The sequence below is a fragment of the Neisseriaceae bacterium CLB008 genome, assembly GCA_041228285.1.
Lineage (GTDB): Bacteria > Pseudomonadota > Gammaproteobacteria > Burkholderiales > Neisseriaceae > JAGNPU01.
In genome coordinates, this window is the sequence record CP166133.1 from 2,327,052 (window position 1) to 2,348,375 (window position 21,324).

Below are 21,324 nucleotides of genomic sequence, written 5' to 3' on the forward strand. Positions count from 1 at the left end.
TATCTTAGCACTTCAGAGCACAAACTCTATAAAAAATAATTTTAAGCCAAAATTTATGTTCAAAAAACAACATATTAACCACATCGTCAAAACATAAAAAAAGGCACGACCTAAACGGCCATGCCTTTCCTTTTAGCGCTTCATGCTAGCGAAATAATTGCCAAAGCAATAAAGCCAGCAACAAACAGCTAATCACACCCAAATAAAAATTTTGTTTCTTTTGGGTGCGCATCAGCTCAATATAGCCGTTAATCAGCAGTGCTTGCTTGTCATCATTGACCAATTCCGAGATTCGCCGCGGCAACGTGGGCAAAATCGTCGCCCATTCTGGCGCCTCATGCTTGAGCGTTCGCCACAGTGCTTTAGGCCCTACCTGCCCTGACATCCAACGGGTTAGGAACGGCTTAGCCGTAGCCCATAAATCCAGCTCAGGATCTAGCTCGCGCCCTAGCCCCTCAATGTTCAACAAAGTTTTTTGCAGCAACACCAGCTGTGGTTGAATCTCAACGTCGAAACGGCGGCTGGTTTCAAATAAGCGCATCAACACCAAGCCAAACGATATTTGCGCCAAAGGCTTGTTAAAAATCGGCTCACACACGGTACGCACCGCTGCGGCCAATTCTTCTGGGTGCGTGTCTTTAGGTACCCAGCCCGACTCAATGTGGGCCGTGGCCACGCGATGGTAATCGCGGTTAAAGAAGGCCAAAAAGTTAATCGCCAAATAGCGCTTGTCGTATTCGGTCAAGGTGCCGACAATGCCAAAATCGATGGCAATGTAACGGCCATCGTCGGCCACCATGATGTTGCCTGGATGCATATCGGCATGAAAAAATCCATTTTTAAAGACTTGGGTAAAGAAGATCTCCACCCCAAAGCGCGCCAACTGCTTGAAATCGATGTTTTTGGCTCTGAGGGTCTCCACATCAGAAATCGGCGTGCCGTCCATCCACTCGATGGTCAACACATTGCGCGCGCAATAGTCAAAATACACGTCGGGCACGATCAGCATGTCGCTGTCTTTAAACTGACGCCCCAATAGGCTGGCGTTGGCCGCCTCGTTCATTAGGTCTAATTCGTCATGCAGGTATTTATCGAACTCGGCCACCACTTCGCGCGGGCGCAAACGCTTGCCGTCGGGTAAAAAGCGCTCGGCCAAGCGTGCGAATACGCCCAAAAGCGCCAAATCCTGCTCAATAATCGGCTTGATTTTAGGGCGCAAGACCTTCACCGCCACTTTTTGCCCTTTGCCACCGTCCTCATCATATAGATAAGCTTGATGCACCTGCGCCACTGAAGCACTGGCCACAGGCTCAACCGTAAACTCGGCATATAGCTCAGACACAGGGCGGCCAAAGGCCGCTTCTACAATGGCCTGCGCTTCGGCCCCGGCAAACGGGGGGACTTTATCCTGCAGCAGCGCCAGCTGATCGGCATAGTCTGGCGGTAAGAGGTCGCGCCGAGTCGACAGCACTTGGCCAAACTTCACAAAGATGGGCCCTAGGCTCTCCAGCGCCAGATGCAGCCGTTGCGGCAGCGGCATGGCCTTACGCGGAATAGGCACGCAACGGCACAGCGTACGTAGCCAAAAACGATTTTTTAACTGGGGTAATAATAATTCAATCAGGCCAAACCGATACACGGTGCGGCTGATGGTGTAAAACCGACTGATCCATTTCATGAGCTGTTCTTTTTATTTGGTTGGCGACGCCGTCGCGGTGAGTTTGGCTAAGCGGGCGTCCAATCTAGCCACGTCATCTTTGAGTTCATCAACGGCAGTAGACCACAGGTCGAAGTCGGCCTTCGCCACCATGGGCGCATTGGCCTCATGGGCATAGTCTTGTACTTGACCGACAAAACGTGATTTTCCCTGTAGCAGTTGCTGCTTGAGGCCATCTACGCGGCTCATGATGCTGCCGGCCAAGCCATCGCCCACCACGCGGGCTAAATCTTGCCCAGGGTAATAACGCACTTCACCTAAAATCGGCAACAGCGCCATGCCCAAACCATGATCGCCCGTGATCACCACATCGCCCACGCTCGGGCTTTGCTGCTGGGCCACTTTGATTAAGGCACTGTCTAAAAACTGGACCGTCACTTCTGGCTCAGTCGTGGCCGCATCCACAAAGCCATCGTGGGCAATCACAAGCGTGGCGCCCAAAAGCGGCGTATTGAGGGCAAAAACACGGCCGTGATGCACGCTCATGGCCTGCTTGAGTTCTGGATTTTGCTGTAATAAATGATTCAATAAGGCAGAGAACATACGCTTACCTCAGATTAGTCAGGGCTCAATTGTACCATTAAGACCCTACGCCCTACTTCTTTAAATCAAATCATCCATGACTACCCCATAATCTTTTAAGTAGGCCCCGCCATCAATGATTTTACCTTCGCTGCATGCACCCGCCTCAAAAGCCAAAACCCCCAAGCCACGTCGATCCGCTTCGCGCTGATAAAACGCCTGTTTGCTGGGATGTTGCGGATGGCACACATTGTAAAGCTGCCGCGCCGACAGTGGCTTGGCCAGCACCTGCATGATGGCCGCCACCGCATCGCTCTGGCTCACCACATTCACCGGCTGCTGCGCGCCCTTAATCTGTTGCTTGGTGGCCAATGCCGTCACCGGGTGGCGGCTGGGGCCAAAGAGGCCACCAAAACGCAGCACGCTCACCTGCGCCACCGTGCTTTGATTTACAGCAGTCTCCAACGCCACAATGGCCTGAGCCGAGGCGGTACTGGCCGCAGTGGGCGTGGCCTCGGTACACACTCTGGCCTCATCACCATAAACAGACGTACTGCTGGCCAAGACCACCTGACGCAGCCGACGGTTAGCCTGCATCCAGCCAATCAGCCGCATCACATCGGCCGCATAGTTGGCGCTGCTCGAAGGCGGCAGCAAACACACCAGCGATTCTGCCATCAACAGCGCGGGCTGCGCCGCCGCATTGGGCACATCTGCTGTCACATCGAAAGAATAAAAGCCTTCTTCAGCCTCACTCGGCGCTCGCCGACGGCTGCCGGCCACCGACCAGCCCTGCTGGCGTAAAGCGTGCGCTAACGGCTGGCCCAAAAAGCCTAGCCCAAGAACAAAAACCGCTGCTGCCATACCTTTAATACTCCCAAAAAAAGGCTGTCTGACGTAATGCAGACAGCCTGTTGAACGCTTCAGCCTTACACGTTGGCGTGTTCGGTCGGTGGGTTTACCCATTTGGGCGCATACACCGGCGCATAGGCCGCCATCTGACGCAGCAGCTCATCGGCCTGATCGGACACGCACATCAAACTTAGGTTGGCTTCTGGCATAAAACGCTCGGCCACGGCGGTTTGAATACACTGTAGCATCGGCTCAAAAAAACCAGCTACGTTCAATAAGCCTGTAGGCTTACTGTGTAAGCGTAGCTGCGCCGCCGACAGCACTTCAAACAGCTCTTCAAACGTCCCTAAACCACCGGGCATGGCAATGTAGCCATCGGCCAATTCCATCATTTTGACTTTACGGCTGGCCATATCCGGCGTTTCAATCAACTCGGTTAAGCCTGGATGCCCCATTTCTTTATTTTTCAAAAATGTGGGGATCACGCCGATGGCTTGGCCACCCGCGGCCAATACCGCATCAGCCACCGTGCCCATTAGGCCAATGGAGCCGCCGCCATACACCAAAGTAATGCCCTGCTTGGCCATCGCCGTACCTAAGGCTTCTGCACCTTGTTTAAACAAAGGATTATCACCGTAATTCGAACCACAATAAACTGCTAAACTTTTCATTATAAAACCGCCACGGGGTAAGACCCAATTTGTTTGATAAAGGCTGCTCGATTCGCCAACTCGGCTAAAGCAGCGCGCACGCCATTGTCTTCCTGATGGCCCTCAATGTCGATAAAGAACACGTATTCCCATAGGCCAGCGCGCGAAGGACGGCTTTCCAACTTAGTCATCGATACACCAAAATCAGCAAACGGCTGTAGCATGGTGTGGACGGCGCCAGGCTGGTTCGGCGCCGACACGATCAACGAGGTTTTGTCTAAGCCCGTGCTGTTGGTAAGCTGATGGCCCAACACCAAGAAACGGGTGGTGTTATTGGGCTCGTCTTCAATATTGGTCGCCACTTTTAATAAGTCGTAGCGTTCGGCTGCTGCCTGAGAGGCAATCGCTACCGCACTGCTTTCTTGCGCGGCCAAGCGCGCGGCTTCAGCATTACTGGACACGGAAATACGTTCCACCGTATCGGGCAGGTTTTTGCTCAGCCAGTCATGGCACTGTGCCAAGGCTTGGGCGTGGGCATACACTTTAGTCACCCCTACTAAACCCTCGGTTTGGCGCAATAACTGATGATGAATGCGCAAAACAACTTCACCGCAGGCCTGTAGCGGCGAAGACACCAATAGATCTAGCGTACGCCCTACGGCACCTTCGGTTGAGTTTTCAATCGGCGCCACCACATAGTCGGCCTGACGCGCCTCTACCAAGCGGAAACACTCGTCAATAGTGGCACAGGCCTGGGTATGGGCTGCGTGGCCAAAATGCTTGGTCGCAGCCAATTGGCTAAAGGTGCCCTCGGGGCCTAAATAGGTAATCGTCAATGGCCGCTCAATGGCCAAGCATTCGCTCATGATTTCGCGGAACAATCGCGCCACGGCCTCATCCGGTAAAGGCCCTGGGTTAATGGCCTTAATGCGGCGCAATACTTCTGCCTCACGTTCGGGACGATACACCACGCCGCTGCCTTTTAACACACCGATGGCTTGGGCGTGCCCAGCACGTTCGTTCAATAATTTCACAATGGTCTGATCGATTTGATCAATCGCCGCGCGATGGGGCGCTAATTGTTCATCCACTGACATAGCCTATTCCTTTATCTTTATTATGAGTTGTGACGCCATCGGCGCAGGGGTAATTGATGCATGCTTATACCGCCAATAGTTGTTGAATCGCCGCACGCAGGCGCTTCATCGCCTCAATACGGTCTTCATCGGTTAACAATAGGCTAGGCGCCAAGCGCAGCACGTTGCTGCCGGCTTTTAACACCATCAAGCCTTGAGCCAAAGCGGCCTGGCTGATGTCGCCCAAGCGCGCCGCGTAAGCCTCACTCAACACACAGCCAATCAAAAGGCCTTGGCCACGCACTTCAGAAAACACGCCGGTATCGCTGCCGATGGCGCGTAAATCAGCCATCAAAGCCTCGCTTTGCTTGGCCACATTGGCCATGGTTGCTTGACTATTGATGATGTGAAAGGCAGCCAAGCCCACGGCACAGGCCAAAGGATTGCCGCCAAACGTCGTGCCGTGAGAGCCGGCGCTCAGGCTAGGCGCGACTTTATCGGTGGTCAACATCGCCGCCAACGGAAAACCTGAGCCCAGCGCTTTAGCCGTGCTTAAAATATCCGGCATGATGCCATATGCTTCATAGGCATAAAGTGCGCCGGTACGGCCCATACCGGTTTGTACTTCATCCAGCACCAATAAGGCATTGTGCTCATCGCACAGGTCACGTGCCGCCTGCATAAATGCTTGTGATGCAGGCAATACGCCACTTTCGCCCTGAATCGGCTCAATCACGATGGCGCAGGTTTTGCTGCTGACGGCAGCCTTAAGTGCGGCCACATCGTTAAAATCAATGTGCTTAATGCCGCCAGGCAAGGGCGCAAAACCTTCTTGATACTTAGGCTGACCGCCCACGCTCACGGTGAATAGGGTGCGGCCATGAAAGCCATTCACGCAGGCAATGATCTCGTTCTTTTCCGGACCAAAATGATCAAACGCGTATTTACGCGCCAGCTTAAAGGCCGCTTCGTTGGCTTCAGCACCAGAGTTGGCAAAAAACACCTTGTCTGCAAACGTGTGCTCGACCAAGGCTTGGGCCAAAGCCTGAGCCGGTTCTGTGGTATAAATATTCGACACGTGCCAAAGCTTGTGTGCCTGAGTGGTTAAGGCTTCAATCAAAGCTGGGTGAGCATGACCTAGGGCGTTCACCGCAATGCCACCGGCCAAATCAAGATATTCTCGACCTTCGGTGTCCCAAACTCGACTGCCCACGCCGCGATCAGGCACCATGGGGGCAAAAGAAAAATTCGGGGTCAAATAATTATTCATGCTGTTCTCTTTAGTCTATACGGTTATATTAGTCAAAATGTCCATACCACAACGCCGCTGGCGGCTGTCCTCGTCAGATGAAGGCGCGAATCAGAACCTTAAATCATACAAGAAAATCAGCACAAAAACGATCATAAAGCCACACAAATCACACTTTATGCTTTTTATTCTTGCATAATCTCCTATATCGGCTAAGAATAAGCGTAATCCTTCGCATCTTGTGTGTGTTCCACAAAAAAAACACACTAAGGAACCAATTCCCCAAACGGGCGTCCTTAATAAGTTGTCCCCCTTTTCTCTGGGCTAGGGGTGTAAAAAACGGTAAAATAATAGGATTATTCTAGCCAATCGCTTTTCAACCTATTAGTATGATGATGTTATGCCGGTTATTTTTAAGATGGTGATCCTTTTTCGGCATCTTAAAAATAACGCAGGGCCTGACACCAATCGGGCCGTCATGGTTAAGCGCCGCGTCAATGCGCTTAACAACCAACCCAGGTGATGACCACCACCGCCTGCTCCTGCTGCCTTTTAACGCTGAGCAAACGTGTGTGTGGATCCCTCCTCTAACTATGGGCATACCAATGACTCGATCACTTTTGCAGTACAGCACCAAAGTGTGCTCGACCTTATTACTGGGACTAAGCCTATCTTTAAGCGTGCCGGCCTTGGCCGACACCACCGATGATGACTTAGACCTTTTGGGTCAATTTCTTGAAAAAAACTTTGAGGCCAATCCATCAACCGATCGGATTGCGGAGCTCCTCGATCCCAATTACAGCAGCAACAGCGCCATTTCTAACCTAGCCCTGCATTCACGTGCGGCCTTGGTAATGAACAGCAAAACTGGCGAAGTGCTGTATGAAAAAAACGCCACTCAGGTGATGCCGATTGCGTCGATCTCCAAGCTGGTGACGTCTTTAGTGTTTCTGGACGCCAAAGTCGACATGAACACCCCCATCACCATTACCGACGCCGAAATTGACCGCGTCAAAGGCACCTCTAGCCGCTTGGCCATTGGCACCACCTTACCGCGCTCTGAACTCTTGCATTTGGCCTTGATGAGCAGTGAAAACCGCGCCTCACACGCCCTAGCCCGCACCACCTTTGACGGCGGCCTGCCTGAGTTCATCCAAAAAATGAATCAAAAAGTCCGCTCTTTAGGTATGTACAACACCGTTTTCTATGATCCAACCGGCCTAGATAAACGCAACGTGTCTACGGCAGCCGATTTAGCCCTACTGGTCAAGCACGCCTATAACTACCCCGCCATTCGCTTTAACAGCACCGACACCAAAGGCGTGGTTCAAGCCGCCAATGGCCGCACGCTGAACTACGCCAACAGCAACGCCCTAGTGCGCGAAGGGGTGTGGAAAATCGATCTGCAAAAAACCGGCTACATCCGTGAGTCTGGCCGAGGCATGGTGTTGCACGCCAATGTCTCCAATCAGCCATTGATCATTGTATTGCTGAACTCGTCCACTTCGGCCACCCGCGTCACCGACGCCAAAGCCATTCAGTCTTGGGTCAGCCAACAAAAAAGCCTCTAGGCCTGTGTAAGCTCACGCTTAAAACACCCCGCCCTCTTTGGCGGGGTGTTTTTTTATGCCCCTCTTGTCTTCAAGCCAATGGCATTACATGAAAATCTTGCATCTATCTCATCGAATCATTTCAAGCATAACAATCGAAAATACATTTACAATAAACTCAGACTATTAATTCATCAGGAGCCCAGCATGAACATGAACCGTCACATCCGTACCGTTTTGACCGCCCAGCCTGCCGAAGATGGCGCAGGCGTCAAACTACAGCGCGTGTTCTCCAGCCAAGCCTATGTCCACACCAACCCCTTCGTCATGCTAGACGAGTTTGGCTCAGACGTGGCCAACGACTACATCGCTGGTTTTCCCGCCCACCCTCACCGTGGCTTCGACACCATCACCTTTATGCTCAACGGCAGCATGACTCATGAAGACAGCACCGGCAATAAGGGCGTGATCACCGACCATGGCGTACAGTGGATGCGCACCGGGCGCGGCATCGTCCACAGCAAAATGCCGGCCCAAACCGAAGGCCAAATGCGCGGCATGCAGTTTTGGCTCAACGTGCCTAAAGTGGATAAAACGTTAGCACCTGACTATGTGGGCTACACCACAGAACACACCCAAACCACAGCTGGCAACAGCGTACGCGTCATCGCCGGTGAATTCGCCGGCCAAAAAACCCCGTTTACGCCCACCCACACACGGCCAGGCATGTATTTTGTTCAATTCGACCACGCCACCACTGAGCGTTTTACCCTGCCCGAACACGACACGGCCTTGGTTTATGTCTTGAGTGGCGAAGTACGCATCGGTGAGCACACCCTCAAGGCTCAGCGCCTGGGCGTACTCAGTAGCGGTACCGAGCTCACCCTAGAAGCCAGCCCAAATGCCGAAGTCATGGTGTTTCACGGTGCGCGCATTGATGAACCCATGGTGCAATACGGCCCATTTGTGATGAATACCGAAGCCGAGATTTATCAAGCATTTGAAGATTTTCAAGCCGGGCGCTTCAACTAAGCGGCCACAGAGCCCGAAGCGCTTTTTCCCCACCCACATTGAAGAAAGCAGCATCCATGCAGCGCATTTTAAATCGTACCCTTTTAGCCCTCTGCCTCGCCGGCAGCCTCAACGCTTACGCCCACCCCCCTAGCCCCACGCACGCCAGCGCTGGCGCTCAACAGGTTGGGGTCAGCCCCTGGGGGCCTCAGGATGAGCTGGGTCGACTCAACCTGATCACCGCCGAGTCGCGGGCCCGCATCATGAGCCAAGTCGACGCCAGAAAAGTCTATGACTTAGCCACCGATTATTATTTAGGCATGCCTAGCTGGCAGGCTGCGGGCGACCCTCACTACCAGTTTTGGATGACGCACACGCCACGCGGCACCGTGGTAGATGACCCGATGGGTGTCGGTAGCGACATGAACCAAACCCGTAGCTACACCGGTACGGCTTTTTCCATGTACAGCCACACCGGCACCCACATCGATGCCCTCAACCACTTTGGCATCGGCGGTAAGATTTACAATGGCTTCAGTGCTGATGAGCATTTAGGCGACCGCGGCTGGAAGGTCACCGGCATTGAAAAATTCCCGCCCTTGGTGGCGCGTGGTGTGTTGATTGACGTGGCCGCCAGCAAGGGGTTAAAGATGCTGCCCGACGAATACCGCATCACCCGTAAAGACATACAGGCGGCGCTAAAAAAACAGGGGGTTAGCCTCAAAACCGGCGACATCGTGTTGATTCGCACCGGCCGCATGAGCCTCTACGACAACCCTCAGGCCTATATGAACAAGCCTCCGGGCATGGGATTAGATGCAGCGCGCTATCTGGTTGAGGAAGGCGGTGCCATGATTTTAGGGGCAGACAACTTAAGCTTTGAAGCCTTTCCCTCGGAGATGGCGGATGACTATGTGCCGCTGCATACTTATCTACTGGCTCAGCAAGGCGTACCCATCATCGAGCTGGTTGACCTAGACGAACTGGCCAAAGATGGCGTGTACGAATTCGCCTTCGTCGGTGGTCCACTGAAAATCCGTGGCGGCGATGCAGCACCCTTACGGCCCATCGCCATGCCCTTAAAACAATAAGCATTAACCATTAAAAAAGCCACGGCATGCCGTGGCTTTTGACTGTTTCTAAGCTGATTAACCTACGTTTAGATTATGATCCACCATGCCCACCTCAACAGGTTCTTTGCTGGCTTTTAGCTTCAACTGCTGGGCTTCAAGCTTTTGCAAATAGGCTTCGTCAATATCGCCCGTCACGTAGTGACCATCAAAGCAAGAGGTATCAAACTCTTTAATTTCAGGATTCACCAACTGTACGGCTTTAATCAAGGCGCCCAAATCTTGGAACACCACGCCGTCGGCCGAAATATTGGCGGCAATTTGTGCCACGTCACGACCGGTGGCCAATAGCTCTTGGCGGGTCGGCATGTCGATGCCATACACGTTAGGATAACGCACTTCCGGCGCAGCAGAGGCAAAATACACCTTCTTCGCGCCCGCCATACGGGCCATTTCCACGATCTCTTGACTGGTGGTGCCGCGCACAATCGAATCATCGACCAACAGCACGTTCTTACCCGCAAATTCACACGCCACAGGGTTTAGCTTTTGGCGCACCGATTTACGACGCACGGCTTGACCGGGCATGATGAAGGTACGGCCAATGTAGCGGTTTTTAATGAAGCCTTCACGATACGGTAGGTTCAGCGCCGCAGCTAGCTGTAAAGCACTGGCGCGACTGGTGTCGGGAATCGGCATCACCACATCGATTTCAGCTATGGGCAGCTCTTGCTTCACTTTCTCGGCCAAGGTCACGCCCATGTTCAAACGCGCTTGATACACAGAAATGCCGTCAAGCACCGAGTCTGGGCGAGCAAAATAAACGTATTCAAACAGGCAAGGCGCCATTTTGTGGTGTTCGGCACACTGTTTGGCGTGTAGCTCACCCTCAAAAGAAATGAATACCGCTTCGCCCGCGTCAACGTCGCGCAAAATGCTGTAGCCTGAGCAGTCTAGCGCCACCGATTCAGAGCTGACCACATAGCTGTCTTTGCCGTCAATTTGCTGATGGCCTAAGATCAGCGGGCGAATCCCGTTCGGGTCGCGAAACGCCAAAATGCCGTAGCCGGCAATCATCGCCACCACGGCGTAGGCGCCGCGCACGCGCTTGTGTAGCTCAGAAACCGCGTCGAAAATATTGTCGATGGTCAGGTGTTTGCCGCTGGCCTGTTGCTCAAGCTCATGAGCAAAGACATTGAGTAAAACTTCAGAATCAGAGTGGGTGTTGATGTGACGAAGGTCACGGTGACAGATGTTTTCGTATAGCTCTTCAGTATTGGTGAGGTTGCCGTTATGGGCCAACACAATGCCAAACGGAGAGTTGACGTAAAACGGCTGTGCTTCGGCGCTGCTTTGGGCGCTGCCGGCGGTGGGGTAGCGCACGTGGGCAATGCCCGAGTTACCCACTAGGTTACGCATATTGCGGGTGCGAAAAACATCTTGCACCATGCCGCTGCCTTTGTGCATGTGGAACGTATTGTTGTGAGTGGTCACAATACCAGCAGCGTCTTGGCCACGATGCTGTAATAATTGCAAACCATCATACAGGGTTTGATTGACGGGACTATGACTGACAACACCTAATATACCGCACATTGGTTGATTCCTGTTCGCTTAAATTGAAGAATTAAAGGTCAATAAGGGACTTCTGCTGCTAGGGATTCTGGCAAATACGGTAGGGTTTGTTTCACCAGAAGTTCGAATGTCGGGGCCGTCAACGACGCCTGCCATTCTGGTTGCTTGGGTAACTCAGTAAAGGCACACACGCCTACAATCACCACCATCACCAGCACCCCACGCGCAAAGCCAAAAACCAAACCCAACAGGCGGTTAATGGCTCCAAGGCCGAGGGCACTGATGGCCGAAGTCAAAAAGGAACGTAGAAAATACTGGGCAATCCAAGCCACAAAAAACAAAAGGATAAAAGACAAGGCTATGCGTAAGTTGGGTGGATCAATATTGGGCAGAGCGATTTCAGCAAACGGGACGGCAAACACCTTCCCCACCAAAAACGACACCACCCAAGTTACCAAAGAAGCCAACTCGGCGACTACGCCTCGCATCAGGGCCACCATGGTGCTCAAGCCGATGATGATCAAGGCAAAATAGTCAAATAAGGTCATGGATTATTGGCTCACCACAAGGCCATTAAAGCCATGTTTTTTTAATTCATTCACGGCTCGATCAGCATCAGCACGGCTTTTGTAGGGGCCAAGGCGAACGCGAGAAATATTATTGCCGCCGCTGCTCACATAAGCTGGTAAGCCTGCTGCACTAAGGCGCTGCTTTACTTCATTGGCGCGCGCGGCATCAGACAAAGCCACCACTTGAACCACCATATTCACCTCACCAAAATCAACCTTACCGTCCAAAATGTCTTGTGGACTAGGCTTAGCCGATCCCGCTGGCTTAGGCTGTTCTACGGGTTTGGGCTTTTCAACCGGCTTGGGCTTTTCCACCGGTTTAGGCTGCTCAACTGGCTTAGGTTTCTCCACTGGTTTAGGTTTTTCAACCGGTTTTGGCTTTTCAATTGTCTTAGGCTGCTCAACCGGCTTAGGTTTTTCAACCGGTTTAGGCGCAGGTTTAGGTTGCTCTACCGGCTTAGGCGCCGCAGGCGTAGTGGGTTCAGGCTGCACCGGCGTCACGCTCGGCTGCGGTTGAACCGTGGCAGGGGGCGTGACGCTGCCGTCATTCGGCAGCGGCCGCTCAATCACCTGGCCGGTTTGGCCGTCTTCGCCCGCATCAGGCAAAGCCACGCCTAGGCCAGCATCATCAGGATGGGCCACGCCCTCTTCATCCACCAAGGCCTCATCGTCCACGATCGGCGCCACCGGCGTGGTCTCCGTTGCGGGGCCCTCTGGGGTTTGAATCGCAATCACTTCCGTATCGACGCCGCTCGTCGGCGCACTGGCCAAAACACGCCAGAAAATGACGCCGGCCACCACTACCATCACCAAAGCACCGATCAAACGACGGCGGTTTTTGCGCTTTAACGCTTCGTATTCTTCAGTCGCATTATTTTTAGCCATATTGACATCAACCTTTAATTGATAAAACTTTTGCTACGGTAAAAAATGAGCCAAACACGGTAATTCTATCATTTTCAGAGACATTTGATAAAGCAGCTTGATAAGCCTGCCCCACGTTGGCAAACGTTTTGAGCTCAGTCACGCCATGGTCATGCAATTTTTGCACCAAAACCTCGGCGCTGGCACCTCTGGGCTCTTCGGTCAAAGACGCGACATACCATTCGTCAAATTCACCCTTACATAGTTCAATCACGCTGTCGATGTCTTTGTCTGCCAACATGGCAAACACGGCAATGCGCTTTTCAGCATAAGGCAATAAGCGCAAGCTGGTCACCAAAGCGCGGGCGGCATGCGGATTGTGGCCCACGTCCAACACCACGGTCGGCCGACCAGGCAAAACTTGGAAGCGACCAGGGTTGGTCACTTCCACCAAGCCCCGCTTGATGGCGCCAATGTCGATGGGCAGCTGAGGATGCATTAATTCAATCGCCGCTAAAGCACAGCTGGCATTCGCCAATTGATATTGCCCACGTAAAGCCGGCAGCGGTAAGGCATGGCGATGGCGCTCGCCCATGCTGAAACGCCACTGCTGCTCCATTTTGGTGTAGCCAAAATCCTGTTGATACACCGACAATGGCACGCCCAGCGAGGCCGCGTGCTTAGCCATTGATTCAGGCACTGGGTTTTGGCCACACACGGCTGGTTTACCGGCGCGGAAAATACCGGCTTTTTCAAACGCCACGGCTTCAATGGTATCGCCTAAATACGCTTGGTGATCCAAATCCACGCTGGTCACTACGGCGCAGTCCGCGTCAAACACATTGACGGCATCTAGGCGCCCGCCTAAACCAACCTCTAAGATCATGACGTCTACTTGGGCGCGATCAAACACATCCACCGCCGCCAAGGCATTCATTTCAAAATAAGTCAGCGACACATCGCCACGCGCGGCTTCAATACGCTCCAAGCTGATGACGATTTCTTCGTCGCTCACGGGTTCAGCATTCAAGGCAATGCGTTCGTTAAAGCGCAATAAATGAGGGCTGGTTAAGGTGCCTACCTTAAAACCAGCCGATGCGTATATTTTACTTAAAAAAGCACAAACAGATCCTTTACCATTGGTGCCTGAAACCGTGATCACGGGACATTTGGGCACCAACTGCATGCTTTGGCGTACCGCTTCAACGCGGCTTAAGCCCATATCGATGGTGCTAGGGTGCACGCTTTCAAAATAGGCCAACCATTCGGCCAAGGTTTTTTGAGACATGTTTTTCATACTCCTACAACGGGCATTGGTTTATGCCTCTTCATTCATGCTGTGCCAGCGGCCCCACACCAGCAGCTGCTGATAGGCATCGGCCTCAATGCTGTCGGGCAAAAGCCACAGCACCTGTTTTTTACCTTGATTTTGTATGTACAGCACCATCACCCAACGGGCAAACACGCTGCCGTCTAACAGCGTGGCCGGACTCAAGGCTTTATCGCTAGCCTTGGCCACCGACAGCAGCCCCTGCGGATTAATGTTCAGTTCGGTGAGCCGGCCAGACGCACGCGTCATCCGATAATGGGTGTGCACCACGCTGGCCAAGGCCAAGGCACTCCACAACCAAGGTTGCTCAAAATACAGCCAAATCAGCGCCACCAGTGCAAAATGCACCAGGATATTAATCGCTAAGGCCCATTTTGACGGGGCAAGGTGAACGTGAATCGGCTTCATTACATCATATTGTCCACAACGGGGATGTTGTGCATGGGCTCGTCTACCAAGTCCAACACCGTACTGTTGATTTCAACGTCAAAAAAGGCCCAGAACGCTTTTAAGCTCATGTCTTCAGGCCAATCCTTAGGGCTTTCATACCAAGCGGCCAATTCGGCCTTAAATATAGCTTCGTAATGCTCGTCCACAAAGGCAATGACGTCTTCTGGCTCATCACATTCGGGCACCATCAAGACGGTGCAATCGCTGCGCAACTGAGCCAAGGTCAGGTCTAAACCTTCTTTTTCAACCGACTTAAGCCAAGTTAAAAACAATTCCGTGGGTTTAATCACCACGGCTGCACGATCCACAAAATACATTGATTCACCCTTTCACAAGACGCTGACCAGACTGGCCAAGCCGCATCGCCAAAAAAGAATCATTGTATCAGTTTGCTTGATTTTCATCAGAACATTCTGATGAAAAAATATCCGCTAAGCGCCAGCAACAAGCCCGATGACGCGGCAACAAGCAGGCACAGCAGCAGAATTTCAGGTAAAATCAACGCCATCATTCTAAGGTATAAAACATGAGTATTTTAATTGTAGAAAATGCCGCACTGGCCTCAGGCCACCTGCCGCTGTTAGACAACGCCCACTTTACCTTGCAAGAAGGTGAAACTGTCGGCCTGATTGGCCGCAACGGCGCAGGCAAATCATCTTTTTTAAAAATCTTGGCCGGCGTCAATAAACTTGACGACGGTAAAATCAGCATGAACAGCGGCCTCAAAATCGCCTACGTGGCGCAAGAGCCATTACTGAACCCTGAACACACCGTTTTCGAAGCGGTTGCCGAAGGCTTGGGTGAACTCACCGAACTACTCACCCAATACCACCAGCTCAGCGCCCTCATTGCCGAAGACGCCAGCGAAGCCAATTTACATCAGCTGCAAACCTTACAAAACGCATTAGAAGCGCAAGACGGCTGGCAAATCGACGCCCTCATCCAAACCACGATGACCCATCTAGACCTGTCTGAACACGACAAAATCAGCAATCTTTCCGGCGGCCAAAAAAAGCGCGTGGCCCTCGCCCAAGCCCTGGTGACTAAGCCCGACGTATTGCTGCTAGACGAACCAACCAACCATTTAGACATCGACGCCATCATTTGGCTGGAAGGCTTAATCCAAAACTTCCACGGCAGCGTGATCTTGATTACCCATGACCGCCGCTTTTTGGACCACACCGCCACCCGCATCGTCGAGCTTGACCGCGGTATTTTACGCAGCTATCCGGGCAACTTCAGCGCCTATGAAGAAAAAAAGGCGCAAGAATTAGCCGTCGAAGAAGAACATAATCGCCTCTTCGATAAGTTTCACGCCCAAGAAGAGGTGTGGATTCGCAAAGGCATTGAGGCGCGCCGCACCCGCAATATGGGCCGCGTACGCCGCTTAGAATCCTTACGTAAAGAGCGCTCAGCTCGACGTGATGTACAGGGCCAGGTGAACTTCAACCTCAACACCGGCGAAAAAAGCGGCAAAATCATTGCCGAACTTGAAGACGCCAGCTTTGCCTATCCAGATAAAAACATCATGGATCGCTTCAGCGCCATCATCCAACGGGGCGATAAAATCGGCCTCATCGGCGCCAACGGCATTGGTAAAACCACTTTTTTAAAGCTGATTTTGGGCGAGTTAAACCCCACCTTCGGCAAGATTCGCCTGGGCAGCAAACAAGAAGTGGCCTATTTTGACCAGTTCCGCAGCGCCCTCAACGACACCGACACCGTCTTTGAAACCCTAGGCCAAGGCAACGACTACGTAGAAGTCGGCGGCAAGCGCAAACACGTAATGAGCTATTTAGAAGATTTCTTGTTTAGCCCCGCCCGCGCTAACAGCCCCGTGTCTTCACTCTCTGGCGGCGAGCGCAACCGCTTATTACTGGCTAAACTGTTTACTCGCCCGGCCAATATTTTGGTCTTGGACGAACCGACCAACGACTTAGACATCGACACCCAAGAGCTACTAGAAGAACTGTTACGCGACTTTGCCGGCACCGTCTTTTTGGTGAGCCATGACCGTGCCTTCCTCGACAACGTCATCACTCAAAGCATTGTCTTTAAAGGCGAAGGCGTGTTAAAAGAATACATCGGCGGCTATCAAGACTATGAGGATGCTGCCAAACGGGAACAGGCCCTCGCTAAAGCTCAGCAACGCCCGAGCAAAGATGCTGAAGAGGAAGCCCCGAAAAAGGCCAATAACCGTAACCGTGCCGCTAAACTCAGCTTTAACGAACAGCGTGAATTAAAGGCGCTGCCGGAAGAGATCAACCAGCTCGAAGCCGAACAGGCCGACCTCACCGAGAAGCTGCTGGATCCAGAAGCGTTTAAGAAAGACCACGAAGCGGCCACCGTGTGGCAAAACCGCATCGAAGCCATCGAACTATTGTTGCTTGAAAAACTGGAACGTTGGGCCCTCTTGGAAGAAAAAGAGCAGGGCTAAACCCCTAAGGAGACAAATATGCACACAGCCAGCACCTCTCGCTACGCCGACCTTCGGCGCCCTTGGCAGCGCACGCTTTTGCTGCTGAGCCTTGTTTTGCTGGCTTTGTCTGTAGCCGCCTGCGGCAGCAAAAAACCGCCTAAGCCCCGTCCTGGCATGGTCGCACAAAGCAAAAAGCCGATTCAAATCAGCCATATTTCCTCAAGCCAAGGTGGCCCAGAAATCGCCATGTACGCCATGGGCCTAATCGGCACGCCCTATCAGTACGGCGGCAACAGCACCAGCACCGGCTTTGACTGCTCAGGCTTGGTCACCTATGTCTACAACCAGGCCCTCACCGTGCCACTGCCGCGCACGGCTAAAGACTTGGCTTTTTCTAGCCGCAGCATCAAAAAAAGCCAGCTCAAAGCCGGCGATTTAGTGTTTTTTAACACTTCTGGCAACAACCCGTTCTCACACGTGGGCATTTACATCGGCAACAATCAATTTGTGCACGCCCCCTCAAGCAACGGCACCATTCGCACCGCCAGCCTAGACAACCCCTACTTCGCACCACGCTTCACCGGTGCGCGTACCTTCTTTGCCCGTTAGGATGACTCACCCTATGCGACACATCTTGGTCATTGGCAGCCTCAATATGGACTTAGTCACCCAGGCCGAGCGCTTTGCCGCGCCGGGTGAAACCATTTTAGGCCAGCAATTCAACACGTTTATGGGCGGCAAAGGCGCTAATCAGGCCGTAGCGGCAGCGCGCCTAGGCGCTCAGGTCAGCCTCATCGGCGCCGTGGGCGATGACGCCTTTGGCCAAGAACTGTGCCAAGGTCTCAGAGCCGAAGGCGTCAACACCGATGCCGTCGCCATCTTGGCGCACCAACGCACCGGCATTGCCAGCATCACCGTAGCTGAAGCCGACAACCACATCATCGTGGTGGCCGGTGCCAATCATGCGCTGACGCCCGCCCACATCGAGGCCCAGATCGAGCTGATTCACAGCGCCGACGTGGTGCTGTGCCAGCTGGAGATTCCCTTAAGCTGTGTACAGCGGGCCGCCGAACTGTGTCGACAGGCTCAAGTGCCCTTCCTACTGAACCCCGCACCCGCACAAACCTTGCCGACCGATTTATGGCCACTGATTGACTACCTCACGCCCAACGAACACGAACTGGCGATACTCAGCCCTAACCACGCAGACTTAACCAGCCAGCTGGCTGCTTTACCCTGCACCGTCGTCATGACCCACGGCCAAGATGGCGCTTATTATTTAGACCCCACACAGCACGGCCTACGGCATCAGCCCAGCTTTACGATCCAGGCCGTCGACAGCACCGGTGCTGGCGACACCTTTAACGCCGCGCTGGCCGTTTATCTCAACCAGGGCCTAGAACAGGCCGTGGCCAAAGCCTGCGCAGCTGGCGCCCTTGCAGTCACCCAGCTAGGCGCCCAAGCCGGCATGCCCAGTGCCGCGCAGCTGACCGAATTCATTCACTCTCAAGGTTAATCCAGAAAGCTTCTTATGCGTGTTTCTTTTCGCCACTTAACGGCGCTGACCCTTTGCACCAGCCTGATTGGCTGCGCCCAACTAACGCCGCTGGCCCCAGACGCGAGCCCAGCCGAACGCATGACCTACGCCACCAGCAACCATTTGCTGCACGAGCACAGCTACAACTTTGACATCAACCTAAAAGTCGACGAATTGACCTTAGTCGACGCCGAGAAAAGCGCCCATGTGCACGATGCCGAGGCCGATGCCCAATACCCTGAACTGGCCGAACTCAGCAACAGCCTAAGCCAAAAACTGATGAGCGGTAAAAAAATCATCATGGGCCTCAACATCGATGCCAGCGGCGCCGTAGACATGCGCCGCGGCAAGCTAGAGGTCATTCCGGCGGTGCGTTTTGAAATTCCCAACGCCAGCGCCAAGGCAAAGCTGCCCATGCTCCTTGATCTGAGCCAAAACAGCTTTTATATTGACCCAGCCGCCATCACCAACTCATTGCCCGAGCTCAGCTGGCTACAACCCTATCAACAGCCTGCCGGCACCTTTTATCGCATCAACTTGGCCGAACCTAAGGCCCTGGCCGATCTAAAAGCAATTGGTAAAGAAATCCCAATCCAGCACTTCTTACAAATCTACGTCGACAGCTATGCCAAAGCCGTCGCCAATATGCCGCCTGAGCGCATTCAAATGGTGGCCGTCGACGATTGGGGTAAAAGCATTCACGCCACTCAGCAAATCAACGCCATCTTAAGCCTAGAGGAATACCTAGACTATACGAGCGTATTAGAACAACACCTGCTGGAAGGCAGCATCGCCTACTTTAAAAAATATCAAGGTAAAGCCTTACCAGCACATCTGGTCAAGGCCATTCAGGACATTGATTTAGACGCCCAGCAAGTGTCACGCGCTCTGGCAACGAGCCTACTCACCGAGCTCTTACCCAAAGACAGCCAGCTCAGCACCGACACTCAGCAGCTGGCCATCAAACAGTCGCTTTATCTAGACGGCAATAATCGCCTCGTTGGCCAAAGCGATGGTGCCAAGCTGAACCTTGATGCCTTTAAACTCGACATCAATAGCCGTACCCACTTAAGCAATTTTGGCCGCCCAACCTGGCAGATCAACACCAAAAAAGCCAAAGTGATCGACGCCGACGTCACCCTCCTCACCGATCAAGCCTGGGCGACCTTAATCAGCGCTGGTGCAGAGGCATCATCGGCTGACGATGAAGAGGAATCCCTCATTGACACCGACAGCGTAGACGCCGCCGCCTGGGCCGAACCTGCTGTAGCCGTCATCGAATAAGCACCAGCACCCTCTAAGCACCCCAAAAAAGCCACCGAGCGCCAAGCGCCTCGGTGGCTTTTTTAACCCATAAAATCACGTCAAAAAACAAAATCTTAAACCCACCCACTTAGCCCCATTAAGCCTCATCTAATCAAGCTAAAGCCATATTTAAGGTTGTCTAAATGGCTGAAATCCCTTATTGTTCTGTCTGACAACCGTGTTTGCCTCCGTGCATGCCCATCCAACTTTAGAATAAAAGGCCTAACATGACTTTTTCATTAAAGACAGTCAGCGCGCTGGCGCTCAGCCTCAGCCTTATTGGCTGTGCCAACATGTCTTCACTCCCCCAAGACGCCACCGCGGCTGATCACCTCAGCCGCGCCTACGAGCGCTCATTCACCGTAGACAACCGCTACAACTTTGAAATTGAAGGCAAGCTCACCGCGTTTACGCCTGCGGGCCAAGTACCCGTAGCCGCAGCAACCGAAGCCGCTGATGCAGCGGAGGCGGCCGCTGAGGCCGCTGAAGAAGCCAGCGCCTATGCCATGGCTGCCGATGCAGCTGCCGCTGACGCCAAAGCCTATGCTGGCATCGATGCCACCCAAGAGGCCGCCGACATTGAAATTCAACTAGACGACGCCTATGACGTAGCCAATATTGATGCCCTCATCAGCGCCGAACAACGCGGCAACGACGATGACTATTACAGCGACTCAGCCTATCAAAAACGTAGCCAAGCGCGTCAAGATGGCATCTTCAACACCTTAAAAAACTTCAGCTTCGTGGCCAAGGGCGCCATGGATTTACCCAATGGCCGTCTGGAGATGACCCCCAGCATCCAATATTACGGTAACAATATTGAAGCCAAAGCCTCTGTACCCATGGCGCTGAACCTAAGCAAGGGTGAAGTATTGGCCGATCCTTCAGCCATCACGTCGACCTTTGGCTGGGCCTTTGGCTTAGACGAATACGGCATTGCCGACGCCAACGGTCGATTCTTACGCTATAAATTTGATAAAGACTTACTCAAAGACATCCCGGTCAAAGAGTTGGGCAAGGCGTATTTAGACGCCATGAAAAAAGCCTTAGCTGAAGTCAAGCCAGAACAGCTTAAGTTTGCTCCGGTCGACGCCTTCGGTAAGAAATTAGGCGCCCGCCAGCAAATCACCATGAGCCAAACCTTGCCAGAAATGATGGCCTTTTCTGCCAACACCATTGGCCACTTTAAAACCAACGTTGACGCCTTCCTAGAAAGCTATGAAGGCAAGCCATTGCCAGAGCCGGTGCAAAGCTTCTTGGACCAGTTAGAAGTCATGCCTGAGATGATGATGATGGGCTTAGACCTAGACAAAGCCGATAGCGGCCAAATCGTGACTCAATACTATTTAGGCAGCGGCGATCGCTTCTTAGGCATGTATTTGGAAATGACGATCACCGACGAAGACATCCAATTCACCATTGGCACCAGCATGAAAAACAGCAACTTTGGCCGCCCAACCTGGACGGTCACCCCAGCTGAAGAGAATATCTACGACATCGATCCAGCGCTGTTCCATTAAGCGCTCATAAAAAAAGCTGCCCTAGGGCAGCTTTTTTTTGTTCATTAAGGGCATCGCC

Annotated in this window: 20 protein-coding genes; 8 read left to right on the forward strand and 12 right to left on the reverse strand. The window is 52.9% G+C overall.

Features of this window, described 5'->3' with window-relative positions; genetic code table 11:
* Window positions 1-145 precede the first annotated feature (145 nt).
* The 6 genes from ubiB to AB8Q18_10695 form a co-directional block, all read right to left on the reverse strand.
* Window positions 146-1,678 carry a ubiquinone biosynthesis regulatory protein kinase UbiB gene (gene ubiB / locus AB8Q18_10670; protein XDZ50650.1) on the reverse strand — a complete coding sequence of 511 codons (1,533 nt, stop codon included), beginning with the start codon at window positions 1,676-1,678 and terminating at the stop codon, window positions 146-148.
* Between the two features lie 12 nt (window positions 1,679-1,690).
* Entirely contained in the window at window positions 1,691-2,260 is a 570-nt protein-coding gene (locus AB8Q18_10675) for an SCP2 domain-containing protein (GenBank protein ID XDZ50651.1), read from the reverse strand.
* Between the two features lie 60 nt (window positions 2,261-2,320).
* Window positions 2,321-3,103 carry an NAD-dependent epimerase/dehydratase family protein gene (locus tag AB8Q18_10680; protein XDZ50652.1) on the reverse strand — a complete coding sequence of 261 codons (783 nt, stop codon included), beginning with the start codon at window positions 3,101-3,103 and terminating at the stop codon, window positions 2,321-2,323.
* Window positions 3,104-3,168: 65 nt separating this feature from the next.
* The gene (locus AB8Q18_10685; protein ID XDZ50653.1) at window positions 3,169-3,762 is read right to left on the reverse strand and encodes a TIGR00730 family Rossman fold protein; all 594 of its coding nucleotides are present in this window, start codon (window positions 3,760-3,762) and stop codon (window positions 3,169-3,171) included.
* The gene (pheA, locus tag AB8Q18_10690; protein ID XDZ50654.1) at window positions 3,762-4,838 is read right to left on the reverse strand and encodes a prephenate dehydratase; all 1,077 of its coding nucleotides are present in this window, start codon (window positions 4,836-4,838) and stop codon (window positions 3,762-3,764) included. Before pheA ends, AB8Q18_10685 begins: the two co-directional genes overlap by 1 nt.
* Before the next feature lie 64 nt (window positions 4,839-4,902).
* On the reverse strand, window positions 4,903-6,087 hold the full coding sequence (locus AB8Q18_10695; protein XDZ50655.1) for an acetylornithine/succinyldiaminopimelate transaminase: 1,185 nt from the start codon (window positions 6,085-6,087) through the stop codon (window positions 4,903-4,905).
* 584 nt (window positions 6,088-6,671) lie between these two features.
* Here AB8Q18_10695 and AB8Q18_10700 point away from each other — a divergent pair.
* The 3 genes from AB8Q18_10700 (at window position 6,672) to AB8Q18_10710 (ending at window position 9,718) form a co-directional block, all read left to right on the forward strand.
* Window positions 6,672-7,637, forward strand: coding sequence for a D-alanyl-D-alanine carboxypeptidase family protein (locus AB8Q18_10700; GenBank protein XDZ50656.1), 966 nt, complete (start codon window positions 6,672-6,674; stop codon window positions 7,635-7,637).
* A gap of 186 nt (window positions 7,638-7,823) precedes the next feature.
* The gene (locus tag AB8Q18_10705; protein XDZ50657.1) at window positions 7,824-8,648 is read left to right on the forward strand and encodes a pirin family protein; all 825 of its coding nucleotides are present in this window, start codon (window positions 7,824-7,826) and stop codon (window positions 8,646-8,648) included.
* Window positions 8,649-8,704: 56 nt separating this feature from the next.
* Entirely contained in the window at window positions 8,705-9,718 is a 1,014-nt protein-coding gene (locus AB8Q18_10710) for a cyclase family protein (protein ID XDZ50658.1), read from the forward strand.
* Window positions 9,719-9,775: 57 nt separating this feature from the next.
* On the opposite strand, the gene purF is transcribed toward AB8Q18_10710, so the two are convergent.
* The 6 genes from purF to AB8Q18_10740 are packed head-to-tail and all read right to left on the reverse strand — an operon-like array spanning window position 9,776 to window position 14,802.
* Window positions 9,776-11,293 (reverse strand): amidophosphoribosyltransferase, encoded by a 1,518-nt coding sequence (gene purF / locus AB8Q18_10715; protein XDZ50659.1) that lies wholly within the window; start codon window positions 11,291-11,293, stop codon window positions 9,776-9,778.
* A gap of 38 nt (window positions 11,294-11,331) precedes the next feature.
* Window positions 11,332-11,820, reverse strand: a complete 489-nt coding sequence (locus tag AB8Q18_10720; GenBank protein XDZ50660.1) for a CvpA family protein — start codon at window positions 11,818-11,820, stop codon at window positions 11,332-11,334.
* Between the two features lie 3 nt (window positions 11,821-11,823).
* Complete coding sequence (locus tag AB8Q18_10725) at window positions 11,824-12,726, reverse strand: SPOR domain-containing protein (protein ID XDZ50661.1); 903 nt, start codon at window positions 12,724-12,726, stop codon at window positions 11,824-11,826.
* A gap of 7 nt (window positions 12,727-12,733) precedes the next feature.
* Window positions 12,734-13,993 (reverse strand): bifunctional tetrahydrofolate synthase/dihydrofolate synthase, encoded by a 1,260-nt coding sequence (gene folC / locus AB8Q18_10730; GenBank protein ID XDZ50662.1) that lies wholly within the window; start codon window positions 13,991-13,993, stop codon window positions 12,734-12,736.
* A 30-nt stretch (window positions 13,994-14,023) separates the two neighbouring features.
* Window positions 14,024-14,443, reverse strand: coding sequence for a protein YgfX (locus AB8Q18_10735; GenBank protein XDZ50663.1), 420 nt, complete (start codon window positions 14,441-14,443; stop codon window positions 14,024-14,026).
* Window positions 14,443-14,802, reverse strand: coding sequence for a hypothetical protein (locus AB8Q18_10740; GenBank protein ID XDZ50664.1), 360 nt, complete (start codon window positions 14,800-14,802; stop codon window positions 14,443-14,445). The genes AB8Q18_10735 and AB8Q18_10740 overlap by 1 nt, the downstream gene beginning before the upstream one ends.
* Window positions 14,803-15,011: 209 nt before the next feature.
* Between AB8Q18_10740 and AB8Q18_10745 the strand changes: the two genes are divergently transcribed.
* The 5 genes from AB8Q18_10745 to AB8Q18_10765 all read left to right on the forward strand — a co-directional run bounded on the left by AB8Q18_10745 (window position 15,012) and on the right by AB8Q18_10765 (window position 21,266).
* The gene (locus AB8Q18_10745; GenBank protein XDZ50665.1) at window positions 15,012-16,922 is read left to right on the forward strand and encodes an ATP-binding cassette domain-containing protein; all 1,911 of its coding nucleotides are present in this window, start codon (window positions 15,012-15,014) and stop codon (window positions 16,920-16,922) included.
* 18 nt (window positions 16,923-16,940) lie between these two features.
* On the forward strand, window positions 16,941-17,513 hold the full coding sequence (locus AB8Q18_10750) for a C40 family peptidase (protein ID XDZ50666.1): 573 nt from the start codon (window positions 16,941-16,943) through the stop codon (window positions 17,511-17,513).
* Between the two features lie 13 nt (window positions 17,514-17,526).
* Complete coding sequence (rbsK, locus tag AB8Q18_10755) at window positions 17,527-18,420, forward strand: ribokinase (protein XDZ50667.1); 894 nt, start codon at window positions 17,527-17,529, stop codon at window positions 18,418-18,420.
* A gap of 15 nt (window positions 18,421-18,435) precedes the next feature.
* Complete coding sequence (locus AB8Q18_10760; protein XDZ50668.1) at window positions 18,436-19,725, forward strand: hypothetical protein; 1,290 nt, start codon at window positions 18,436-18,438, stop codon at window positions 19,723-19,725.
* 248 nt (window positions 19,726-19,973) lie between these two features.
* The gene (locus tag AB8Q18_10765; protein XDZ50669.1) at window positions 19,974-21,266 is read left to right on the forward strand and encodes a hypothetical protein; all 1,293 of its coding nucleotides are present in this window, start codon (window positions 19,974-19,976) and stop codon (window positions 21,264-21,266) included.
* The last annotated feature ends 58 nt before the right edge of the window (window positions 21,267-21,324 follow it).